The organism is Enterobacter sp. EC_64 (assembly GCF_019584165.1).
Lineage (GTDB): Bacteria > Pseudomonadota > Gammaproteobacteria > Enterobacterales > Enterobacteriaceae > Enterobacter > Enterobacter roggenkampii.
The window spans coordinates 64,965-86,157 of the sequence record NZ_VDAS01000018.1 but is presented as its reverse complement, the minus strand read 5'-3'; the positions used below and the strand labels follow the sequence as shown (position 1 = coordinate 86,157).

The 21,193-nt window shown below is 56.0% G+C and carries 22 protein-coding genes; 9 read left to right on the top strand and 13 right to left on the bottom strand.

The genetic code is table 11. The features are described from left to right. Positions 1-92 precede the first annotated feature (92 nt). Both puuR and puuD read right to left on the bottom strand, forming a co-directional pair. Positions 93-650, bottom strand: a complete 558-nt coding sequence (gene puuR, locus FHC52_RS15520) for an HTH-type transcriptional regulator PuuR (RefSeq protein WP_008502454.1) — start codon at positions 648-650, stop codon at positions 93-95. A gap of 25 nt (positions 651-675) precedes the next feature. Beyond that, positions 676-1,440 carry a gamma-glutamyl-gamma-aminobutyrate hydrolase gene (gene puuD, locus FHC52_RS15515; protein ID WP_023292584.1) on the bottom strand — a complete coding sequence of 255 codons (765 nt, stop codon included), beginning with the start codon at positions 1,438-1,440 and terminating at the stop codon, positions 676-678. A 214-nt stretch (positions 1,441-1,654) separates the two neighbouring features. Between puuD and FHC52_RS15510 the strand changes: the two genes are divergently transcribed. Next, on the top strand, positions 1,655-3,073 hold the full coding sequence (locus FHC52_RS15510; RefSeq protein ID WP_008502452.1) for a glutamine synthetase family protein: 1,419 nt from the start codon (positions 1,655-1,657) through the stop codon (positions 3,071-3,073). 356 nt (positions 3,074-3,429) lie between these two features. Continuing rightward, positions 3,430-4,821 carry an APC family permease gene (locus tag FHC52_RS15505; RefSeq protein ID WP_008502450.1) on the top strand — a complete coding sequence of 464 codons (1,392 nt, stop codon included), beginning with the start codon at positions 3,430-3,432 and terminating at the stop codon, positions 4,819-4,821. A 64-nt stretch (positions 4,822-4,885) separates the two neighbouring features. Here the strand turns inward: FHC52_RS15505 and FHC52_RS15500 are convergent, their stop codons facing one another. Then, positions 4,886-6,139: an MFS transporter gene (locus FHC52_RS15500; protein WP_126288124.1), complete on the bottom strand. Its 1,254-nt coding sequence runs from the start codon at positions 6,137-6,139 to the stop codon at positions 4,886-4,888. Between the two features lie 121 nt (positions 6,140-6,260). On the opposite strand from FHC52_RS15500, the gene FHC52_RS15495 reads away from it, so the two are divergent. From FHC52_RS15495 to bioD, 3 genes are all read left to right on the top strand, one after another. Then, positions 6,261-7,193 carry a LysR family transcriptional regulator gene (locus FHC52_RS15495; protein ID WP_023292581.1) on the top strand — a complete coding sequence of 311 codons (933 nt, stop codon included), beginning with the start codon at positions 6,261-6,263 and terminating at the stop codon, positions 7,191-7,193. A 94-nt stretch (positions 7,194-7,287) separates the two neighbouring features. Continuing rightward, the gene (gene mlc, locus FHC52_RS15490) at positions 7,288-8,508 is read left to right on the top strand and encodes a sugar metabolism global transcriptional regulator Mlc (protein ID WP_059365155.1); all 1,221 of its coding nucleotides are present in this window, start codon (positions 7,288-7,290) and stop codon (positions 8,506-8,508) included. 130 nt (positions 8,509-8,638) lie between these two features. Continuing rightward, complete coding sequence (gene bioD / locus FHC52_RS15485; protein ID WP_008502446.1) at positions 8,639-9,334, top strand: dethiobiotin synthase; 696 nt, start codon at positions 8,639-8,641, stop codon at positions 9,332-9,334. Here the strand turns inward: bioD and clcB are convergent. The 7 genes from clcB to FHC52_RS15450 form a co-directional block, all read right to left on the bottom strand. Beyond that, positions 9,269-10,579 (bottom strand): voltage-gated ClC-type chloride channel ClcB, encoded by a 1,311-nt coding sequence (clcB, locus tag FHC52_RS15480; protein WP_126288125.1) that lies wholly within the window; start codon positions 10,577-10,579, stop codon positions 9,269-9,271. The two genes, bioD and clcB, sit on opposite strands and share 66 nt — an antisense overlap. Before the next feature lie 102 nt (positions 10,580-10,681). Continuing rightward, on the bottom strand, positions 10,682-11,830 hold the full coding sequence (gene osmV / locus FHC52_RS15475; RefSeq protein ID WP_023344013.1) for an osmoprotectant ABC transporter ATP-binding protein OsmV: 1,149 nt from the start codon (positions 11,828-11,830) through the stop codon (positions 10,682-10,684). Next, a complete protein-coding gene (gene osmW / locus FHC52_RS15470; RefSeq protein WP_014169860.1) occupies positions 11,830-12,477 on the bottom strand; it encodes an osmoprotectant ABC transporter permease OsmW in 648 nt (215 codons plus the stop codon). The genes osmV and osmW overlap by 1 nt, the downstream gene beginning before the upstream one ends. An 8-nt stretch (positions 12,478-12,485) precedes the next feature. Continuing rightward, positions 12,486-13,385, bottom strand: a complete 900-nt coding sequence (gene osmX, locus FHC52_RS15465) for an osmoprotectant ABC transporter substrate-binding protein OsmX (protein WP_023344015.1) — start codon at positions 13,383-13,385, stop codon at positions 12,486-12,488. Between the two features lie 18 nt (positions 13,386-13,403). After that, on the bottom strand, positions 13,404-14,114 hold the full coding sequence (gene osmY / locus FHC52_RS15460) for an osmoprotectant ABC transporter permease OsmY (protein ID WP_008502441.1): 711 nt from the start codon (positions 14,112-14,114) through the stop codon (positions 13,404-13,406). Positions 14,115-14,390: 276 nt separating this feature from the next. Next, positions 14,391-15,128 (bottom strand): YoaK family protein, encoded by a 738-nt coding sequence (locus FHC52_RS15455; RefSeq protein WP_032667268.1) that lies wholly within the window; start codon positions 15,126-15,128, stop codon positions 14,391-14,393. A gap of 159 nt (positions 15,129-15,287) precedes the next feature. Then, the gene (locus tag FHC52_RS15450) at positions 15,288-15,911 is read right to left on the bottom strand and encodes a glutathione S-transferase family protein (RefSeq protein ID WP_045414982.1); all 624 of its coding nucleotides are present in this window, start codon (positions 15,909-15,911) and stop codon (positions 15,288-15,290) included. A 427-nt stretch (positions 15,912-16,338) separates the two neighbouring features. Here FHC52_RS15450 and FHC52_RS15445 point away from each other — a divergent pair, with 427 nt between their 5' ends. Next, positions 16,339-16,794 (top strand): hypothetical protein, encoded by a 456-nt coding sequence (locus tag FHC52_RS15445; RefSeq protein WP_039266235.1) that lies wholly within the window; start codon positions 16,339-16,341, stop codon positions 16,792-16,794. 43 nt (positions 16,795-16,837) lie between these two features. Here the strand turns inward: FHC52_RS15445 and FHC52_RS15440 are convergent, their stop codons facing one another. Then, positions 16,838-17,248, bottom strand: coding sequence for an SgcJ/EcaC family oxidoreductase (locus FHC52_RS15440; RefSeq protein WP_126288129.1), 411 nt, complete (start codon positions 17,246-17,248; stop codon positions 16,838-16,840). A 249-nt stretch (positions 17,249-17,497) separates the two neighbouring features. Here FHC52_RS15440 and FHC52_RS15435 point away from each other — a divergent pair, with 249 nt between their 5' ends. Both FHC52_RS15435 and FHC52_RS15430 read left to right on the top strand, forming a co-directional pair. Then, positions 17,498-17,869 carry a hypothetical protein gene (locus tag FHC52_RS15435; protein WP_080474224.1) on the top strand — a complete coding sequence of 124 codons (372 nt, stop codon included), beginning with the start codon at positions 17,498-17,500 and terminating at the stop codon, positions 17,867-17,869. Positions 17,870-18,007: 138 nt separating this feature from the next. After that, positions 18,008-18,718, top strand: a complete 711-nt coding sequence (locus FHC52_RS15430) for a YnfC family lipoprotein (protein WP_025911437.1) — start codon at positions 18,008-18,010, stop codon at positions 18,716-18,718. Positions 18,719-18,916: 198 nt separating this feature from the next. Here FHC52_RS15430 and FHC52_RS15425 read toward each other — a convergent pair whose 3' ends face one another. Together FHC52_RS15425 and FHC52_RS15420 are read right to left on the bottom strand one after the other, a co-directional pair. Then, the gene (locus FHC52_RS15425) at positions 18,917-19,234 is read right to left on the bottom strand and encodes a YebG family protein (RefSeq protein ID WP_063616282.1); all 318 of its coding nucleotides are present in this window, start codon (positions 19,232-19,234) and stop codon (positions 18,917-18,919) included. A 70-nt stretch (positions 19,235-19,304) separates the two neighbouring features. Beyond that, positions 19,305-19,658, bottom strand: coding sequence for a helix-turn-helix domain-containing protein (locus tag FHC52_RS15420; protein WP_021241208.1), 354 nt, complete (start codon positions 19,656-19,658; stop codon positions 19,305-19,307). Positions 19,659-19,995: 337 nt separating this feature from the next. On the opposite strand from FHC52_RS15420, the gene FHC52_RS15415 reads away from it, so the two are divergent. Beyond that, on the top strand, positions 19,996-21,171 hold the full coding sequence (locus FHC52_RS15415) for an efflux RND transporter periplasmic adaptor subunit (protein WP_032651679.1): 1,176 nt from the start codon (positions 19,996-19,998) through the stop codon (positions 21,169-21,171). Positions 21,172-21,193: the final 22 nt, after the last annotated feature.

Here is a 21,193-nt window from a genome sequence, read left to right as displayed (position 1 = left end):
GGGGCATCCCGGGAATTAACCCGTTAAATGCCGACAGCGATCGTTTTTATATTTCCCGGCGTAAGCGCGCTTACGCCGGGACTGAGTGGTAATTAGAACGTGGTGGGAGTGTGGGCACTGATAATGCGGCAGATGCCTGCCGAGGTGTTGCTGAAGCTGTGTGGTATGCCGGTATTGATGGCATAGCTCTGCCCCGCAACCAGGTGATATTGCTGGCCATTAATGGTCAACAATATTTCACCTTCCAGTATCGTACCGATCTCCTCACCCTGGTGTTTGATCCTCTCTCCGGTCGTGGTTCCAGGCTGGTAAGTTTCAAAAATCATCGCCAGCGTACGGTTCGGATTTCCGTTATGAACCAGCTTCATCGAAACCCCCTGACTGCCTATTTCGATAAGGTCTTCCTGATTAATAACCACCTGCGGTTCATCAGGTTTTTCCGGTTCCGAAAAGAATTCCGAGAGCGACAGCCCATAAACTTTCAGCAGCTTTTGCAGCGTACTGATAGCAGGACTGACTTTGTCCTGCTCAATGGTGCTGATGGCACTGTGTGTTAACCCAGACAGTTCGGCGGCACGCCGCTGTGAGAGACCCAGCTGCTGGCGGATCTCAGACAGACGTTTCCCTGGCGCCAGTCCGTCATCGCTCATAGTTGCATTTCCTTTACGGTAGTGGTCAAAGCCGTTGCTTCTCGGCAATGTGGCTTTGACAGGCGGTGATAAAACCTTCAAACAACATACGGGATAGGGCGTACTCGCTGCTGTTCCATTCGGGGTGCCATTGCACGCCGAGGGCAAAAGGGTGGTCATGAACGCTGACCGCCTCGACCAGCCCATCCGTCGAGCGGGCCTCCACGCGAAGCCGTGGTCCTAACGTTCGTGCACCTTGCCCGTGTAACGAGTTTACCCAAAATGTGTTACAGCCTGGTATTAATTGAGACAGCAGTCCTCCCTCCTGAACCTGAACTTCATGAGACGGGGCGTATTGTAGCTCAACCGGCAGTTCAGGATCTTCCCGGTGCTCGAGCAGGTCGTTCTGCTCGAACAGGCGGCGATACAGCGTCCCCCCCGTCGCAACAACGAGTTCCTGCAGCCCCCGGCAGATGGCGAAAATGGGGATGCGCCTTTCGAGCGCGGCGGCAATCAGCGCCATACTCAGAAGATCTCGCCCGGGATCGGCGTCAGGCTCATCGCCGTTTTCACCATAAAGGTGCGGCTGCACGTTACTTGGGCTGCCCGGCAGGTAAATTCCGTCCAGGGTGGGCAGCAGAGCGGTGAGCAGCTCTGGCTCTGCCAGCGCATGCGGTAAGGCAATTGGTAAACCCCCCGCGTTAATAATGGCATTCAGGTACTTTTCTTGCAGGGTCTGGGTCTCATGACCCTTAAGCCTGTTTCTACACATCACCACGCCAATAACTGGCTTGTTCATTATATTTTCCATGATCGCCCTCACAAAGTGGACTAAATTTAGGCCATTTTCGCCTGATAAACGGCCTTTTCGTTCAATATTTTCTCAATCTAGCAACGGGATCTGCCTTTTGCAAACTTAATTTAACATTTGACAAACAATTTATTTGCATACAGATTCGATAGGGTGGACATTATATTTGACAGTCCAGAGCAGCGAACGCAAATCCCAAAAACGGTGGTAAATCATGGAAACCAATATCGTAGAAGTTGAGAACTTTGTGCAGCACACGGATGAGAGGCGGGGCAGCGCCTTTACGCAGGAAGTGAAGCGCTATTTAGAAAAGTATCCTGACACCCAGTTTATTGATGTCCTCCTGACCGACCTGAACGGCTGTTTTCGCGGCAAGCGCATCCCGGTTGCCGGACTGAGCAAGCTTGAAAAAGGCTGCTATTTCCCGGCATCGGTTTTCGCCATGGACATTTTAGGTAACGTCGTGGAAGAGGCGGGTCTGGGGCAGGAGCTCGGCGAGCCGGACTGTATCTGCGTGCCGGTGCCGGGCACCCTGACGCCTTCCGCCGCCGACCCGGAATACATTGGTCAGGTGCAGCTCACCATGGTCGATGAAGATGGCGCTCCCTTTGACGTTGAGCCGCGGAACGTACTCAACCGACTCTGGCAGCAGCTGCGCCAGCGCGGCCTGTTCCCCGTGGTAGCGGTAGAGCTGGAGTTCTATTTACTTGACCGTAAACGCGATGCCGACGGCTATCTGCAGCCCCCCTGCGCGCCGGGCACCGACGTGCGTAACACGCAGAGTCAGGTCTACTCGGTTGATAATCTTAACCATTTTGCTGACGTGCTGAACGACATTGACGAACTGGCGCAGCTGCAGCTGATCCCCGCCGACGGGGCAGTGGCTGAGGCCTCCCCGGGCCAGTTTGAGATAAACCTGCACCATACGGAAAACGTGCTCGATGCCTGCGATGATGCGCTGGCGCTTAAACGTCTCGTCAGGCAGATGGCGGAAAAACATAAGATGCACGCCACGTTTATGGCAAAGCCGTATGAAGAACATGCGGGCAGCGGGATGCATATCCACATCAGCATGCAAAACAACCGAGGCGAAAACGTGCTCGCAGACGCCAACGGCGAGGATTCCGCGCTGCTGAAACGCGCGCTGGCCGGGATGATCGACCTGATGCCTGCGTCCATGGCGCTGCTGGCACCGAACGTCAACTCCTACCGCCGTTTCCAGCCGGGGATGTACGTGCCGACGCAGGCGTCATGGGGACACAATAATCGCACCGTTGCCCTGCGTATCCCCTGCGGCGATCGCCATAACCATCGGGTCGAGTACCGGGTGGCGGGCGCTGACGCGAATCCGTATCTGGTGATGGCGGCGATTTTTGCCGGCATTTTACATGGGCTGGATAACGATTTACCCCTGCAGGAAGAAGTGGAAGGCAATGGTCTGGAGCAGGACGGGCTGCCGTTCCCGATTCGTCAGAGCGATGCGCTGTGGGAATTTATGCAAAACGATAGCCTTCGCGAGCGGCTGGGCGAACGTTTCTGCCACGTCTATCACGCCTGCAAAAATGATGAATTGCTGCAGTTTGAACGCCTGATTACCGAAACGGAAATTGAGTGGATGCTGAAAAACGCCTGATGACGTGCCCCGGTAAGGGGCCGCTTTGTTTCATCTGACACGTATCACCAAACGGCCTGCGCGGAGCCTGGCCTAACTGTTCGCTGGCACGCCAGCTTTCTCCCGGGAGTCGCGTTATGGAGCGCAGGCGGCACAGGGATTTTCTTAACGACACTGTGTGACGAGGTAGGAAATGATGCAGATGTTCAACTATCCGCAGGGCGAAGGGGGCCAGTCAGGCGCCTGCTGTGAGTGCGAGCCAGAGACGGTGCGCTGGTACGATCGCGTGTGTTCTTTACAACTTCCCCCTTTGCTAAGCAGGTTTGCGTTAAGGACAGCGCGATTGCAAACCACGGTAAGCATGGGGGGGACGGTTTATGGCGACTAACACCTCTCTTGACTCGCCGCGCATGGCCGGCAGAACCCGGCTGCGCAGTTCCCTCAAGCTCTGGCAGGTGGTCATGATGGGGCTGGCTTATCTCACCCCCATGACCGTGTTTGATACCTTCGGTATTGTGTCCGGTATCAGCAATGGCCACGTGCCCGCCTCGTATCTCCTGGCGCTGGCTGGCGTCATGTTTACCGCCATCAGCTACGGCAAACTGGTACGACAGTTCCCGGAAGCGGGCTCCGCGTACACCTACACGCAGAAATCGATCGGCCCCCATTTAGGTTTTATGGTCGGCTGGTCATCGCTGCTGGATTATCTCTTCCTGCCGATGATCAACGTGCTGCTGGCGAAGATCTACCTTTCCGCGCTGTTCCCTGAAGTCCCGCCGTGGGTCTGGGTGGTGGGGTTTGTGACGATCCTGACGCTGGCGAACCTGAAGAGTGTGAATCTGGTCGCCAACTTTAACACCCTGTTTGTGCTGGTGCAGATCGCCATCATGGTGGTGTTTGTCATACTGGTGGTGCACGGTCTGCATAAGGGAGAGGGCGTCGGCACCGTCTGGTCGCTCCAGCCGTTTATCAGCGAGAACGCACACCTGATCCCGATTATTACCGGCGCGACTATCGTCTGCTTCTCTTTCCTCGGCTTTGACGCGGTCACCACGCTGTCGGAAGAGACGCCAAACGCGGCGCGGGTGATCCCCAAAGCCATCTTCCTCACCGCTTTGTATGGCGGGCTGATATTTATTGTTGCCTCGTTTTTCATGCAGCTCTTTTTCCCGACGATCGCGCGCTTCAAAAACCCGGACGCTGCGCTGCCGGAAATCGCGCTGTACGTGGGCGGCAAGCTCTTCCAGTCGGTGTTTCTGTGTACCACGTTTGTGAATACGCTCGCTTCAGGCCTGGCCTCGCACGCCAGCGTCTCTCGCTTACTGTATGTGATGGGGCGTGACAACGTGTTTCCGGAGCGGGTGTTTGGCTACGTGCATCCGAAATGGCGTACGCCAGCCCTGAACGTCATTATGGTTGGGATAGTGGCGCTGTCGGCCCTGTACTTTGATCTCGTGACCGCGACGGCGCTGATCAACTTTGGCGCGCTGGTGGCGTTTACGTTTGTTAATCTCTCGGTGTACAACCATTTCTGGCGGCGCAAGGGGCTGAACAAAACGTGGAAAGATCGGTTCCACTATCTTCTGCTGCCGCTCATTGGTGCCGTCACGGTCGGCGTGCTGTGGATAAACCTCGAAGCGACGTCCCTGACGCTTGGCCTCATCTGGGCGGCACTGGGGATCCTTTACCTGACATGGCTCACGCGCCGTTTCCGAAAACCGCCTCCGCAGTTTGAAGCCGGTAAAATAGAGCAGGCCTGGGATTCCTGAACGAAAAACGGCACCAGTATGCTGGTGCCGTTTTTCGGGAAACGGACGTCCGCCCGCGAGCATATTATCTCAGACGTTTATGCAGGCTTCCCCCCACGAGCAACGCCGCGCACAGCATCAGCGCAATAAACCCGCCCACGCCGTTCCAGCCGTAGTTATGCCAGAACACGCCGCCGAGCGTCCCGGCGATGCTGGACCCCAGGTAATAGCTAAACAGATACAGCGAGGATGCCTGGCCCTTGGCGCGACGCGCGCGTGGGCCAATCCAGCTGCTGGCGACCGAGTGGGCGGCGAAGAAACCCGCGGAGAAGAGCAGCATGCCGGCAAAAATCAGCCACAGGGAGGAGAAGAGCGTCAGCAGCAGGCCGACCAGCATCACCGATGTGAAGAACAGCATGACCGGGCCGCGGCCATAGCGGGCGGTCATTGCCCCGGCCTTCGGTGAACTCCACGTTCCGGTCAAATACGCAACCGAGAGTAAACCGACAAGAGCCTGGCTCAGATGCCACGGCGAGAGCATCAGGCGATAGCCAATATAGTTAAACAGCGTGACGAACGAGCCCATCAGCAGGAAGCCGGTCAGGAACAGGCGCGGCAGCCCCTTGTCGCGCCAGTGCAGGCGGAAGTTGATAAACAGCGTTTTCGGGCGCAGCGATGTCGGGCGGAAATGACGCGACTCCGGCAGAATTTTCCAGAACATCAGGGCGGATGCCAGCGCGAAACAGCCGATGACCGCCAGCGCAATACGCCAGCTAAAGAAGTCCGTGAATACCCCGCTCAGCAGACGCCCGCTCATCCCGCCAATCGAGTTCCCGCTGATGTATAGCCCCATAGAGAAGGCAACAAAGCTCGGGTGGATCTCCTCGCTGAGGTAGGTCATCCCGACTGCCGCCACGCCGCTGAGCGAGAGCCCAATCAGCGCGCGCATCACCAGAATGCCGTGCCAGCTGGTCATCATGGTCGAGAGTAGCGTACAAACCGAGGCCAGCATCAGCGCGGTTACCATCACCTGTTTACGGCCGATGGCGTCGGACAGCGGCCCGGTAAAGAGCAGGCCAATCGCCAGCATCCCGGTTGAAATAGAGAGGGATACGCTGCTGCTGGCGGGTGAAACGCCAAACTCATGGGAGAGCACGGGCAGGATCGGCTGAACGCAATAGAGCAGGGCGAAGGTCGCCAGACCGGCGGAGAAGAGCGCCAGCGTGACGCGCATAAATTGGGGGGTACCACGTTTAATGAACTGAACCGGCTGCGATGCTGCAGGTAAATCATTGATATCGCTTGCCGGATCGATACCAATCGTAGTTGTACGACTCACACAGTTTCCTTGCTTAAACATCCCCGTGATTTCTGGTGACGGGTATGACCACACCTTCAGGGTAGGAAAATGTAAATATTCTGTCTAATATATTAATAATCTCAAATGATACTTTAAAAATATGAATATCGAGCTGCGTCATCTCCGCTACTTTGTCGCCGTCGCCGAAGAGCTGCATTTTGGCCGCGCGGCGGCGCGGCTGAACATCTCTCAGCCGCCCTTAAGCCAGCAGATTCAGATCCTGGAGCAGCAGGTCGGGGCGCGCCTTCTGGCCCGCACCAACCGCAGCGTGAGCCTGACGGCGGCGGGTAAGCAGTTTCTCATCGACAGCCGACAAATTCTGAGCATGGTCGAGGACGCCGCCGCCCGGGCAGAACGGCTCTATCTCGGGGAGGCCGGAGAGTTGCGCATCGGGTTTACCTCGTCCGCACCGTTTATCAGCGCCGTCTCGGAAACCCTGTCGTCATTCCGTCGCCATTTCCCGGATGTTCATATTCAAACGCGCGAGATCAATACCCGCGAGCAGATCGCGCCGCTCAATGAAGGTTCGCTGGATCTGGGGCTGATGCGTAATACCCAGCTGCCGGACTCGCTGGCGTGGGAGGTGATCCTGCGCGAGCCGCTGATGGCCATGATCCCGCACGATCACCCGCTGGCGTCGCGTCCGGCGGTTTCGCTGGCAGAGCTGGCAAACGAGCCGTTTGTCTTTTTTGACCCGCAGGTCGGAACGGGTCTGTATGACGATATCCTGGGGCTGATGCGCCGCTACGATCTTGCCCCGGTCATCACCCAGGAAGTCGGGGAAGCGATGACCATTATTGGCCTGGTCGCCGCCGGGCTGGGGGTGTCTATTCTTCCGGCCTCCTTTAAACGGGTACAACTGCGCGAAATGCGCTGGGTGACCATCGCCGAAGAGGATGCCGTTTCAGAGATGTGGCTGGTCTGGGCAAAACATCGCGAACAGAGCCATGCCGCACAGCGCTTCAAACAGCAGTTGATGAACGCCTCCGCCGGGCGGCATTTTCAGGGAAAAGTGGGCAAAAATGTGCAGTAAATCACATGGCTAAGTAAATATTTGACGGCAGCCCTGCAAGTGCTTCACCATAGCCAACAGTTTATTTCGAAGCTCGAAAATAAGGGAGTACGAGGTGGTCGCTGATAGTCAGCCAGGGCATATTGATCAGATTAAGCAGACCAACGCTGGCGCGGTGTATCGCCTGATTGATCAGCTTGGTCCGGTTTCGCGTATCGATCTTTCGCGCCTGGCACAGCTGGCACCCGCCAGTATTACCAAGATTGTCCGCGAGATGCTGGAAGCGCACCTGGTTCAGGAGACGGAAATTCAGGAGCCGGGCAGCCGTGGCCGTCCGGCAGTCGGGCTGGTGGTGGAGACGGAGGCCTGGCACTACCTGTCGCTGCGCATCAGCCGGGGGGAGATCTTCCTTGCGCTGCGCGATCTCAGCAGCAAGCTGGTGGTGGAAGACCGTCTTGATCTGCCGCTCAACGCCGGGGAACCCCTCCTCGACGCGATTGTTTCGCATATCGATCGCTTCTTTATTCGTCACCAGCAGAAGCTTGAACGCTTAACGGCCATTGCCATCACCATGCCGGGTATTATTGATACCGAAAATGGCATTGTTCACCGCATGCCGTTTTACGACGATGTTAAAGAGATGCCGCTGGGCGAAGTGCTGAAAAACCATACCGGCGTGCCGGTCTATATTCAGCATGACATCAGCGCCTGGACCATGGCGGAGGCGCTGTTCGGCGCGTCACGCGGGGCGAGGGATGTGATTCAGGTGGTTATCGATCATAACGTCGGGGCAGGCGTCATTACCGACGGACGTCTTCTCCACGCCGGAAGCAGCAGTCTGGTGGAAATTGGCCATACCCAGGTCGACCCATACGGTAAGCGCTGCTACTGCGGGAACCACGGCTGTCTGGAGACCATTGCCAGCGTGGAAAGCGTGCTGGAGCTGGCGCAGGTCAGGCTCAGTCAGTCCATGAGCTCCTCGCTGCACGGACAACCCCTCACGGTGGATTCTCTCTGCGCCGCGGCGCGTCAGGGCGATCTGCTGGCGAAGGACATCATTACCGGGGTGGGGAATAACGTTGGCCGCATTCTGGCGATTATGGTGAACCTCTTCAACCCGCAAAAAATCCTTATTGGCTCACCGCTGAGCCAGGCGGCGGAGATCCTCTTCCCGGCGATTACGGCCTGTATTCAGCAGCAGTCGCTTCCCGCCTACAGCCGGAACATTGCGGTAGAAAGTACCCAGTTTTCCAATCAGGGCACGATGGCCGGCGCCGCGCTGGTCAAAGATGCCATGTATAACGGCTCGCTGTTGATCCGCCTGTTACAGGGTTAACTCTTTTTTGCAGATGTAAGAAAAATTGCGCTATCTCAAGCCGGGTAGCGCACGCATCCCGTAGACTTCCTCCACTGAATTATTTACCTGGTTTATATTTTCGAAGCATACCCAAGAGGTGGAGTGAGTCATGCTTAAGCGTTTCTTTGTTACTGGTACAGATACCTCTGTCGGCAAGACCGTTGTATCCCGCGCATTGCTGCAGGCGCTGGCAGCAAGCGGTAAACGCGTGGCAGGGTACAAACCGGTCGCAAAAGGGAGTAAAGAGACGCCAGAGGGATTGCGTAATAAAGACGCCCTGGTACTGCAAAGCGTCTCGTCACTGGAACTGCCTTATCACGCGATCAATCCTATTGCGTTAAGCGAAGAGGAGAGCAGCGTGGCGCATAGCGGCCTGATTAATTACCCTCTGCTGTCCAACGGTCTGGCGAGCCTGTGCGAGAAGGTCGATCACGTGGTGGTGGAAGGTACGGGCGGCTGGCGCAGCCTGATGAACGATCTGCGCCCGCTGTCGGAATGGGTGGTGCAGGAACAGCTTCCGGTGGTGATGGTGGTGGGGATTCAGGAAGGGTGCATTAACCATGCGCTGCTGACGGCGCAGGCGATTGCCAATGACGGCCTGCCGCTGGTTGGCTGGGTGGCCAACCGCATCAACCCTGGTCTGGCGCACTATGCGGAGATCATCGACGTGCTGAGCACCAAACTACCCGGACCACTGGTGGGTGAACTGCCTTATCTGCCTCGCGCCGAGCAGCGCGAGCTAGCGCAGTACATCGATCTCTCTGCCCTCAGTGGCGTGTTGACCGTAGATCGAGTCGTGGCGTAACGTCCGCGACAGCACGGACGCCAGCACGCAGGCGACCAGCAAACCGGGCAGTAAAAAATATTGCCCGGTCATTTCACAGACCATCAGCGCCGACATAATGGGCGCATGCGTGGTCGCGGCGAGTAGCGTCGCCATCCCCGCCAGCCCAAGCAGAATCGCCGTCTCAGCGCCCGGCAGCCACAGCGCGAAAAGCTGTGCAAACAGCATCCCTGTCGCCATGCCGACAAACAGCGTGGGCGTGAATACCCCGCCCGGCGCGCCCGATCCGCTGCTCGCCAGCACCGCCATCAGTTTACAGATAAAGACGCCTGCAACGATCGACAGCAGCGGTGGGGCGAGCAGGAAAGCCTGCACCACGCTGTAGCCGTTCCCCCACACCTTCGGCGTCAGAAGAGACAGCAGCCCGACGATCGCACCGCCGAGCGCCAGCTGCCACGGCGGCGAAAGCTTAAGGCGCAGGAACAGCCCGTGGCTGAACCCCATCAGCCACATCAGCAGCGGTCCGCAAAGACCCGCCAGCAGCCCCATGGCGAGCAGCAGGGCATAATCAGTTGCGGTTAGTGTGCCGCTCAAATGGACCGCGTAGAGCGTGCCGGTTCCCGGCGCCAGGAGCTGCGTGGTGAGAAGCGCCACTACCGCCGCGATAACCACGGGCCCGAGCGAGGCCAGCATCAGCGTGCCAAACAGAATCTCCGCAATGAACAGGCTTCCGGCTAACGGAGCATGGTAGGCGCTGGCCATCCCGGCCGCGGCACCGCAGGCGATCCATAACTTCCATTCGGATTTGGGCGTAAAGCGCCGGGCAAAAAAGGAGGCGGCGAGGGCGGCAAGCAGGATCATCGCCCCTTCACGCCCGATGGCGCTTCCGCTGGCCACGACCAGCAGCGAGGCAAGGGATTTCACCAGGCTGGCGCCGTAATCAAACTGACCGTCGCCGGTCTCCAGCGCTTCCATATAATCGGTGGGGGCATGAGGCCGCTGGGCGGTTAGCCGTTGCCATCCCCAGAGCAACAGTCCCGCAGCCAGCCCGCCCAGCGCGGGCGTCAGCGCGCGCCGCCAGGGTGAGAGCGACGCGGCGGCATTCACCAGGCTGCCGCTGTCGTTGCTGAGAAGCAGCCACTCCAGCAGATACATGCTGTGGCGGAACACCGCCACGGCCAGCGCGGCCAGCACGCCGGTGACGGTAGCAATCAGCAGTCGACGAAACATCGCGCGGATGTCGGGGTACGTATGAAGACGTTGCATGGGTCGCGAGTAAACGGGAAAGATACAATATTGTGGCGGGAAATCGCGGGGTTAGCAAAAGGTATGCGTGCGGAAAAGCCGGGCGATGCCCGGCCGGAAAGATTAGTTCTCGCTATGTATATTCAGCGCCCGACGCGTACGACCTGAACTGAGATACTCGGCTATATAGTCCTGAGAAATCTCGCCGTTGTAGCGCCCGTCCTCATCCACGATCGGCATCCAGCTGGTGTTGCTCTCATACAGGCGTGACAGCACCACGCGCAGGTTGTCTTCGGCTTTGCCGGTCATGCGGAACGGATGCAGGATGTCGGCGCAGGTCCCGCTGGCGTTACGCGCTTCGCGACGCTTCACAAAGCCCAGCGGCTTGCCGTGCTCGTCAACCACGGTAATCGCGCGAATATCGTTATCATCCATGGTGGCAAAGGCTTCAGGCAGCGGCGTCGAACCCCGCACCGTAATGGTCGGCTGCTGGTCAGTGACGTCGCCCGCCGAGACCAGCAGCAGACGCTTCAGCGTGCGGTCCTGGCCGACAAACGAGCCGACAAACTCGTTCGCCGGTTTCGCCAGCAGTTCGTCCGGGCTGGCGCACTGGACGATTTTCCCCTGCCGGAACACCGCAATACGGTCGCCAAGCTTCAGGGCTTCATCGATGTCGTGGCTGACCAGCATGACGGTTTTTTTCAGCTTGCGCTGCATCTCGAGGAACTGGTTCTGGATCACCTCGCGGTTAATCGGGTCCACCGCGCCGAAGGGCTCATCCATCAGCAGCACCGGAGGATCCGCCGCCAGGGCGCGGATCACGCCGATGCGCTGCTGTTGGCCGCCGGACATCTCGCGCGGATAGCGATTCAGGAACTTATGCGGATCCAGCGCCACCATATCCATCAGCTCTTCGGCGCGGGTTTTGCAGCGCGCTTTATCCCAGCCCAGCATGCGCGGTACGACGGTAATGTTCTCTTCGATGGTCATGTTCGGGAACAGGCCAATCTGCTGGATCACGTAGCCAATATTGCGGCGCAGGGTGACGGTGTCCATCCCGCTGGTGTCTTCGCCGTTGATCAGGATCGTCCCGCTGCTCGGCGTAATGAGGCGGTTAATCATCTTCAGGGTGGTGGTCTTCCCGCAGCCGGACGGGCCGAGCAGGACGCACATTTCCCCTTCGGGTACGTTCAGGTTGACGTTGTCGACGGCCTTGAAGGTCTGGCCGTGCTTCTGTGAAAAGTGTTTGGTGAGATTTTCCAGTTTTATCATTATCGAATCCCCTTCGGAGTCAGAACCACCTGCAGACGGTGCAGCAGCCAGTCGAGCACAATCGCTAAAAGACAAATCATCAGCGCGCCCGCAATCAGCATGCGGATATCGCTTCCGCCGATGCCGTTGAGCAGCAGCAGGCCCAGACCGCCCGCGCCGATCACTGCGGCAATCGCCATCACGCCGATATTCATCACCACGGCGGTGCGGATCCCGCCGAAAATCACCGGCAGCGCCATCGGAATTTCGACCCAGCGCAGGCGCTGCCAGAAGGTCATGCCGATGCCGCGTCCGGCTTCACGCAGGCCCGGCGGCAGGCTGTCGAGCGCCGTATGGGTGTTACGCACAATCGGCAGCAGCGAGTAGAGAAACACCGCTGTGATCGCGGGCAGGGCGCCAATCCCCTGACCGATCAGCGAAAACAGCGGGATCATCAGGCCAAACAGCGCAATGGACGGAATGGTCAGCACGATGGTGGCTATCCCCAGCACCGGCGTCGCCAGCCACTTGTGGCGGACAATCAGAATGCCGAGCGGGACGCCGATGAGAATGGCTAAGCCCACGGCCAGCGCCACCAGCCAGAGATGCTGCAGCGTCAGGGTTAAGAGGTAGTCCCAGTTGTCCAGAATGTAGTGAATCGTCTCCATAGCGCCTCCTACAGCAGCTGTTTGCTACGCAGGAAATCACGGGCGACCTGCTGCGGTGACTGATGGTCGATATCCACCTTCTTGTTCAGTTCGGTGATAACGTCGTTGTTGAGCTGGGCCGAGAGGGTGTTGAGCGCCTCTTCCAGGCCCGGATTGGCCTCCAGCGTGTCCTTACGGACCACCGGGGTGACGGCATAGCTCGGGAAGAAGCCTTTATCGTCTTCCAGCACCTTGAGATCGAAGCCCTTCACGCGCCCGTCGGTGGTATAAATCAGCCCGGCGTCGACGAAGCCGTCGCGCACCGCGTTATAAACCAGACCGGGGTCCATCTGGCGGATCTGCGGGCGGTCCAGGTCCATCTTATAGGCGGCCTGAAGCGGCTTCATGCCGTCGCTGCGCCCGGCAAATTCCAGGTCTAAGCCCAGCAGCCAGTTTTTGTCCGGGTTGGTTTTACGGATCTGCTCAATCTTCGCCACCATCTCCGACATGGTGTTGATATGTTCCGCCTCGGCGCGCTTGCGCTGCATGGCGAACGCATAGGTGTTGTTCATGTCGGCGGGCTTGAGCCAGACCAGACCGTGCTTCGCGTCCAGACGTTTCACCGTCTCGTAAGACTCCTGGGGCGACATGCGCTTGTTGATGTGGTTAAAGATGATTAATGACGTGCCGGTATATTCCCAGGTCATATCAATCTGTTTGTTGATCATCGCGTTGCGGGAGATCACCGTGGCGATATTGGTTTGCGGCTGCACCTGAAAGCCTTTCTTTTGCAGGTACTGCACGGTCATCGCCGAGAGAATGTGCTGCTCGGTAAAGCTCTTGGTTGCCAGAATCAGCGGGGCCGCAATGGTCTGGCCGGTGAACAGCGCCGCGGCACACAGCGCCGCCAGGCCGGATATCAGTCTCATAAAAGCTCCTTGTTATTGTTATCGAGCGAGATGGGGACTCATCACGCGACCCAGCGCCGCCAGCAGGGTATCGAGGATCAGGGCGAACAGGGCGGTGGCCGCCGCGCCGAGGATCAGGGTCGGGAAATCGTTCAGATAAATGCCGGGGAAAATCAGCTCGCCGTAGCTGCTGGCGCCGATCAGGAACGCCAGCGGTGCGGTACCGACGTTAATGGCGGTGGCGATGCGGATCCCCGAGAGCATGACCGGCCAGGCGGCAGGCAGCTCCACCTGGCGCAGACGCTGCCATTTGGTCATCCCGATGCCGTTTGCCGCTTCCAGCAGCGACGGTGGGACCGAGCACAGCCCGGCATAGGTGTTGCGCACGATCGGCAGCAGCGAGGCGAGGAACAGGGCGATGATGGCCGGCGTATCGCCAATACCAATCACCACCATCGCCAGCGCCAGCACGGCCAGCGGCGGCAGGGTGTTGCCGACATTAAAGATTTGCATCACATATTCGGCGATACCCCGCGCGGCCGGGCGGCTCAGCAGAATACCGGCCGGAATACCCACCAGCAGGGCAAAGAACATTGATGAGAAAACCAGAATCATATGCTGTTGCCCGAGATAGATCAGGTCAACCTGACGCGCTTTGATGGTCTCCAGCCCGATCCCCCAGACGAGGAGGGCGAGAACCACGATAATGGCGCCGACAAACAGCAGCGAACGTTTGAGTAATGGGTGCATTGCGGTGTGTCTCCCTGTGCGCATGCGTTATAGCAACCACCGGTTGCCTGTTGTTATGCCATGTTTCGGCAGGGGTAATTGACCTATAGCAAGCGTTTGGGAAGGGTTCCAGCGAAGGGGGAAAATCAGTAACCCTATGAAACTAGTGGCAACCTGAGGTCAGGCCTTATGGCGTAAGGCCTGATTGTGGGGCGGGCAGAATAGTCCTAAAGCGAATCTTTAGATGTGACAGTGTCACATCTAAAGGGCTTTTATGCCGATTACAGGTCATTACCTTCATAGAGGGGCGCGAACCCGTCGAACCCGCGACGAGACGGTGATAATTGAGACGGTGGCGACAACCGCGAGCATCACGCCCAGCGCCAGCATAGCGTTGAAGCCAATCCATCTGAACAGCAGCAGCCCCGCAATACCGCCCGTAATGAACGAAAAAAGGGTGGTTAAGTGGGTTTTTAGCTGACTTTTTTGCGCCGCCGTATCTTTGGAGTAATCCCTGCGCAGCATCGCCACCATGACGGAGGCCAGGGAAATCCCCGCGTCCGTCAGCGTGCCGGTAATGTGCGTCGATCTTACCCGTCCGCCGGAAAGCTGCGTGGAGGTGGAATTATGAATGCCCATCAGAAAGCAGAGAAAAAGAATAATCTCGCGATTGCTGGTGAGCGCATGAAAATACATTTCGTAGAAGGAAACGCCGGTCAGTAATATCCCCTCGACAAAAAGGATCTGGCAAAAAACCAGCCTGACGTTATGGATAATTCCCCATATCACGATCGTGCGCGCAATAATGGCGCCAGCCACAAAAGAGAGAATTATCGAGCCGAAGAAAATCATATCGCTCAGATCGGTAGAAGAAACTTCGCTGGATAACTGTGAGGTGTTGCCGGTCATGTGTGAGGGAAAAAAACCAAATGCCCCGAGGGCGATGGCGTTCAGCAAACCTGCTGAGGTCGCCAGCCAGAGAGCAAGCCGGCGATCCTCCTTATGCGTTCGTTCTTTCTTGAGTTTAATCAGCAAGAATACCTCCGGGTTGAGCTTTGCCTGACTATTCAGGCTAGCAAAGCGGTGCAACGGGCTGTCCAGGATATGGCTTAATTATTATTCCCTCTGACGACAATCAGGGTTTCGTAATTAAATAAAACAGCCTCGTTGCGGTATTCATTCAGGCATTAAGTTTTATATCATGCCGTTATTGCCGTGACGCAAAAATGCCGGACGCTGGTTAAGGCGCTCGAACCAGGCCTCAATGGCGGGCACGTCTGGCTTATCAAACGGCGTCATTTTCCAGCGATTCACCGACAGCCCAAGCACCACGTCCGCGAGGGTAAACGTCTCGCCCGCCGCAAAGGCCCCGGTGCGCTGCAGCTGGTTTTCCAGAATGGTGATGCAGTGGTTCCACTCTTTGATTCCCGCCGCAATGCGCTCAGGGTCGTTAAAGTCCGGGTTTTTACGCCCCAGCGCCGGGAAGACATAGCGCCAGGCGTTGTTAAATTCAGTGGCCTGCCAGTCCATCCAGCGCTCAACGTTGGCGCAGGCCTGCGGTTCTGCGGGCAGCAGATCGTGACGTTCGGCCTTGCGCGCCAGATAACGGCAGATGGAATTGGACTCCCACAGCACGAAATCACCGTCAATCAGCACCGGCACCATGGCGTTGGGGTTCAGGGCGCGAAAGGCATCCGTTTCCGTCGAGGCAAAACCGCTGCCGTAATCTTCCTGCTGATAGGCTATGCCCGCTTCTTCGCAGGTCCAGAGCACTTTACGAACGTTGATGGAGGTGGTTTTGCCGAGGATGGTGATCATTGCGCAGGTGTCCTTTAGAGGATGTTATTGTTTAAAAACAATACACCAGATGTGCCAGAGAGGTTGGGGCAAAATTTGGTGGGGCGTGCTCTGTCTGACCCCGGTGAACGTTTCTTGAAGGCGCCTCGCAAACCGCAAAGTAACCTTATGAAATTCAGCGTTATGTCTTTTCCTCTACGAGGCGCGGTCGTAAAGTGCCTGCGTTGCGGCACATCCGCAATCGGGCGTAGGAACCCGTCAACCATATAGTGACATTACGTATGTCGCAGCAGTGCCGATCTCGTTACAATAACGGTGGCGCTGACGGAGCAGCCGTAAGGCTGGCCGTTTTCTATATGGGCGGTATTCCTACCTCTGTCAGCGCTACCCCCCGAGCGTAGGAACTCAAAGGGTGGTTAAATAAACTCCATATAGAAGGAAGCCTTGTATGGCGACTATCCCAACATTGACTTATCTCCCGTCTGACGAAAACGTCATTCTGCAACGTATCTCCCGACCGCTTCCGGCCGATGCCGATCTCTTTGACGTCGCCGACAACTGCGCCGCGCTGGTGAGCGTGCTGGTCGAAACCGATGATGTCGCGAGCCGTAATGCGCTGTGCGAGCGTCTCCTTGAGGCTCTGCGCAGGCTGCGCGCACTCTGCGATGCCGATCTTCCGCCATACCTGATTGAACAGTTGATCATGGGTGAGAAAACCAACTCCTGCGTGCCCGACTGCTGGCAGGACACCTTAACGCAGGTGGACTACGTTCTGGCGCTGACGCAAGCCGTTATGGGGGGAACGCTGCCCGCTCACGTAGTGAAGGAGCTGACAGGCCTGCTGCACGATATGGTGTGGCTGCTGGCTGAGTTTGTGAAGGAGCCGCGCATTACTGCGCATTAAGGGGCTGGCGTGGAGGGGCGGCAGCGCCCCTTTGAAAGAGTGATTAACGCGATCGGTTCCCGGTATCCAGAAGCGATGTACCGTAGGAGTTGTCGATGGTACAAAGCCAGCGACCATCGCTTTCCTGCCGAAAAACATAGGTCGCGCGGCGCGACATTTCCGTTATTCCACCCTGACCATCAGGAAAACGCAGAACGGTTTCCATGATAACGAGGGCATTACCACCTCCTTCGATCACCTGCATCTCTCCTTGTTTCACAATCAATTGGTTCTGAAAATAATCCGAGATGGCAATAAACGCGTTGCGGATGTTTTCTTTGCCTTTAACCGTCATGCCGGGCTTGACCACCAGAGCCGCATCGTCGGCGTAGTACTCCATCAGGGCGTCATAGTTTTTGTTTGTGATGGCGTGGTCACAGGATTCGATGATCTGGTGTAGCGGATGTGGGGTCATGCGTATTTCCTCAGAGAGGGGGAAAGCGTATTAACTTAACAGTCTGGCGTGTTTGTATAGCTACCAGGTTTTGTGGTTGGAAGGTTTAGCATAGAAGCGGATAGTTTTAAGGTTACGCCTGCTATGAATTGTGAGCTCAACGGGGTGATTTCTAAACTGATATCAAGTCATTAAAACCTTCATCTGTCAGGTTTTGTGTCAGCAGTCCCTACAGCAGGATAATAACTTCCTTGGGTAACTAAAGATTTTTTGCACAAAGTCGATAACTCCCCGGAAGACAGTCATTTGACGAAACAGTATTTATCAGGGGAAAAAAAGTTGAGATTTCTAACATTGTTTATCCTCCTTATTGCTATTACCTTACATGCCGAAGAACATGATTATGGCCCACCTGTCTCTGTATGCCTGAACAAACATACCTTTCCCTATATCAACACGATGATTCCAGCTGAAAATATTGTTAATGACGCTTATCTGGCGTGCCAGGGTGTCGTTGATGAATGGAATCGTGAGAGAGAATCCTTGCCCAAAGAAATGGTCATCAAGCAGAATAAGGAGTTGCGTGATATGTATATCAGGATGATTGAGATCCGTCGGAAAGCGAGTGCACACAAAAAATGAGGGGCCCTTGTATCGATTGATTAGAACAAAAAGCAGACACTTAACGTGTGTCATGGAAACGCTTTGATTATTCGTAAAATATGAGAGCGCGAATTCACATCATCGTTGAATACTATTTTATTAATAAAGGGATGACTTATGAAAGCAGGTGTTTTTTTAAATCTATTATTATTGACGTTATCATTTGATGTCGCGGCATTTACTCAATTCAAACCGGCGGTCTTAAATGCTGCTCTTTTATTCGATCATGATGCAACAACCGGGAACGTAAAACATAGCCTCCAGTGGATGCGGGATGTTACAGGTAAACTTCAGGTTATGACAGAAGTTAGATATGATCGCAGCGGATGCTTTACGAGTATCAACATGGTTGACAAGGCAAATGATCGAGAGTTTCATTTGGTCAATAAAGATGGCTTACTGACGTCACTTAAAGGCCAGCGTATTACCGGAAAAATAAATGAGCGCTGCGAAATTACTGAGCTTGAGAATGAAAAAGGTAATTACTTACTCAGTTATAATATACGTGGCTTGCTGGAAAAAATAATCGACAAAGATACGGGCGAAGTTGTAGAGCGATATGAATATCACAACAGCCAATTCCCCGTTCGCATAATAAACTACAAAGATCCAAAAGATGAACGCATCGTTTACCCATCCGGGAGTGCGCAATTCCTTGACTCAGAATTAGTGTCGAAAAGAGAGGACATCACTTTCATGGTGAAGCAAAGCTGTGCCTACACCGCTGATGGTAATGCAGATAAATGCTCGCTGATAGCATCCACTAACGACGACTATCGTGACTCAAGCCTCGTATGGATTTCTAATCACAAAAATGAATATTTCTAAATTATATTAAAAGGACTGAACCCACGTCACCTTCCCGAAAGGTTGATTAACGTCCTATTTTTTTTGTCAGTGCATCATCTCCTGCTTTGAAACGATGGTATCGTTAACATCAATCAGCAGGAGAGTACTACAGACAGCCAAAAAGCCGTAAGCAGTTATCTGCTTACGGCTTCCAGAACGGTGATGATTTTCTGACAATCAGGCCGCTTTCACAGCCCTGATTTTTTTTGCGTCAGCCGCGTCGGAGTCTGTTTTATCCGCTACAGCTGGAGCAGTGAGATCGGGAAGCTTGCTGGTACGCAGAATATGCTGCACGGTCTCTTTCTGCTCGGCGAGATACAGGCCAAGATTTTCAGCCTGCGTTTCATCCATCTGCATTCCGCTTTGTAACAGCCAGTCGGTGAACGCGTCGGCCATATCGAGCAGCTTGTCGTGAGCGTCAGCCTCTTTCTTACTGGCAAATGTCATTTTCTCTTCACCTTTTCTTACGACAACAAATTTTGTTTCAACAGCCATCGTGCACCTCGTTATACTGTATTTATATACAGTATAGCAGCAACAGATCGACGTTGCAGCAAAATATGCATTACTGGTGAAGCTGCTGCGTTTCGGGGCCACCCATACTGCGTCGCCATGCCCCAGGCGCCTGACCATACTGGCGCTTAAAGCTGCGGTTGAAGGACTGCTGGGAGTCAAAGCCCAGCGCGATCGCCACGTTCAGAATCGGTTCGTCGCTGTGGGATAACCGCTCAACCGATTTTTGCAGCTTTTGCGCGCGAATATACCCGGCGAGGGGATAGCCCGTATGCTCTTTGAACAGGCGCTGGAGGTGCCATTTCGAGTAGCCGGAACGCCTGGCGACGGTCTCAATGTCCAGGCGGCTGTCCAGGTTGTTGTCGATCCAGTCGAGTAAATCATGCATAAATGCGCCAGTGTTCATCTGGTTACCCCCACGCAGCGGATGAAAAAGTATCTTTGTCTGTTGCATTTAAAGGTGGCGCGTTTTTGCAGTAATTGCAAGTTTTATTGTTGCATTTAAATCCCTGACCGAAACGGGTCTTTTCACATCCACTCAAATAGCACATAAAGTGCAACAATTATTCTTGCACTTAGTTAAGCGCCTTCCTACAATCGCCGCGAATAGTGTATTCGCAACTGTTACAGTTTTGTGGCGATGAACGACACAAATGGCCTTAAGACAGCCCCCGGACAAAGGAAGTGGCGCGGTGCCTCCTGCTGCGTCTTGCCCGGTGGCGACAATTATCGGAATAAAAATAATGAGCCTGCAAAAAACCTGGGGTAATTCTCCTCTGAGCGCGCTGGGGGCCATGTTGCTCTCCGTGCTGCTCGTCGGGTGCGATAACAGCGTCGCGCAAAATGCCGCGCCACCTGCGCCTGCCGTGAGTGCCGCTGACGTGGTGGTGAAATCGATTAGCCAGTGGGATAGCTTTAACGGCCGGATTGAAGCGGTGGAGAGCGTTCAGCTGCGCCCGCGCGTGTCCGGCTACATTGATAAGGTGAATTACACCGACGGCCAGGAAGTGAAGAAGGGCGAGGTGCTGTTCACCATTGATGACCGTACCTATCGCGCCGCGCTGGAGCAGGCGCAGGCGAACCTGGCGCGGGCCAAAACGCAGGCCAGCCTCGCGCAAAGTGAGGCTAACCGTACCGATAAGCTGATCAATACCCATCTGGTCTCACGGGAAGAGTGGGAGCAGCGTCGCTCGGCTGCCGTTCAGGCGCAGGCCGATATTCGCGCCGCGCAGGCGGCGGTTGACGCAGCCCAGCTCAACCTGGACTTCACCAAAGTGACCGCGCCTATCGATGGTCGCGCCAGCCGGGCGCTGATCACCAGCGGGAACCTGGTGACTGCGGGCGATACCGCCAGCGTCCTCACCACGCTGGTCTCGCAGAAGACGGTGTACGTCTACTTTGACGTGGACGAGTCAACCTACCTTCACTATCAAAACCTGGCCCGCAGCGGGCAGGGGGCGTCCAGCAATCACACGGCGCTGCCGGTTGAGATTGGCCTGACGGGCGAGGAGGGCTATCCCCATCAGGGCAAAGTGGATTTCCTGGATAACCAGCTCACGCCGAGCACCGGGACCATCCGCATGCGCGCGCTGCTGGATAACTCACAGCGTCAGTTCACGCCGGGACTGTTTGCCCGCGTACGCCTGCCGGGCAGCGCGGAGTTCAAAGCTACGCTTATCGACGACAAGGCGGTGCTGACCGATCAGGATCGTAAATACGTTTATATCGTGGATAAAGAGGGGAAAGCGCAGCGTCGCGACATTACGCCGGGTCGTCTGGCAGACGGTTTACGCATCGTGCGGCAGGGGCTGAACCCTGGCGACAAAGTCATCGTCGAGGGTTTACAGAAAGTGTTTATGCCGGGTATGCCGGTTAATGCCAAAACCGTAGCCATGACCGCCAGCGCCGCCCTCAACTGATCACTTGACCTGAGAATCCAAC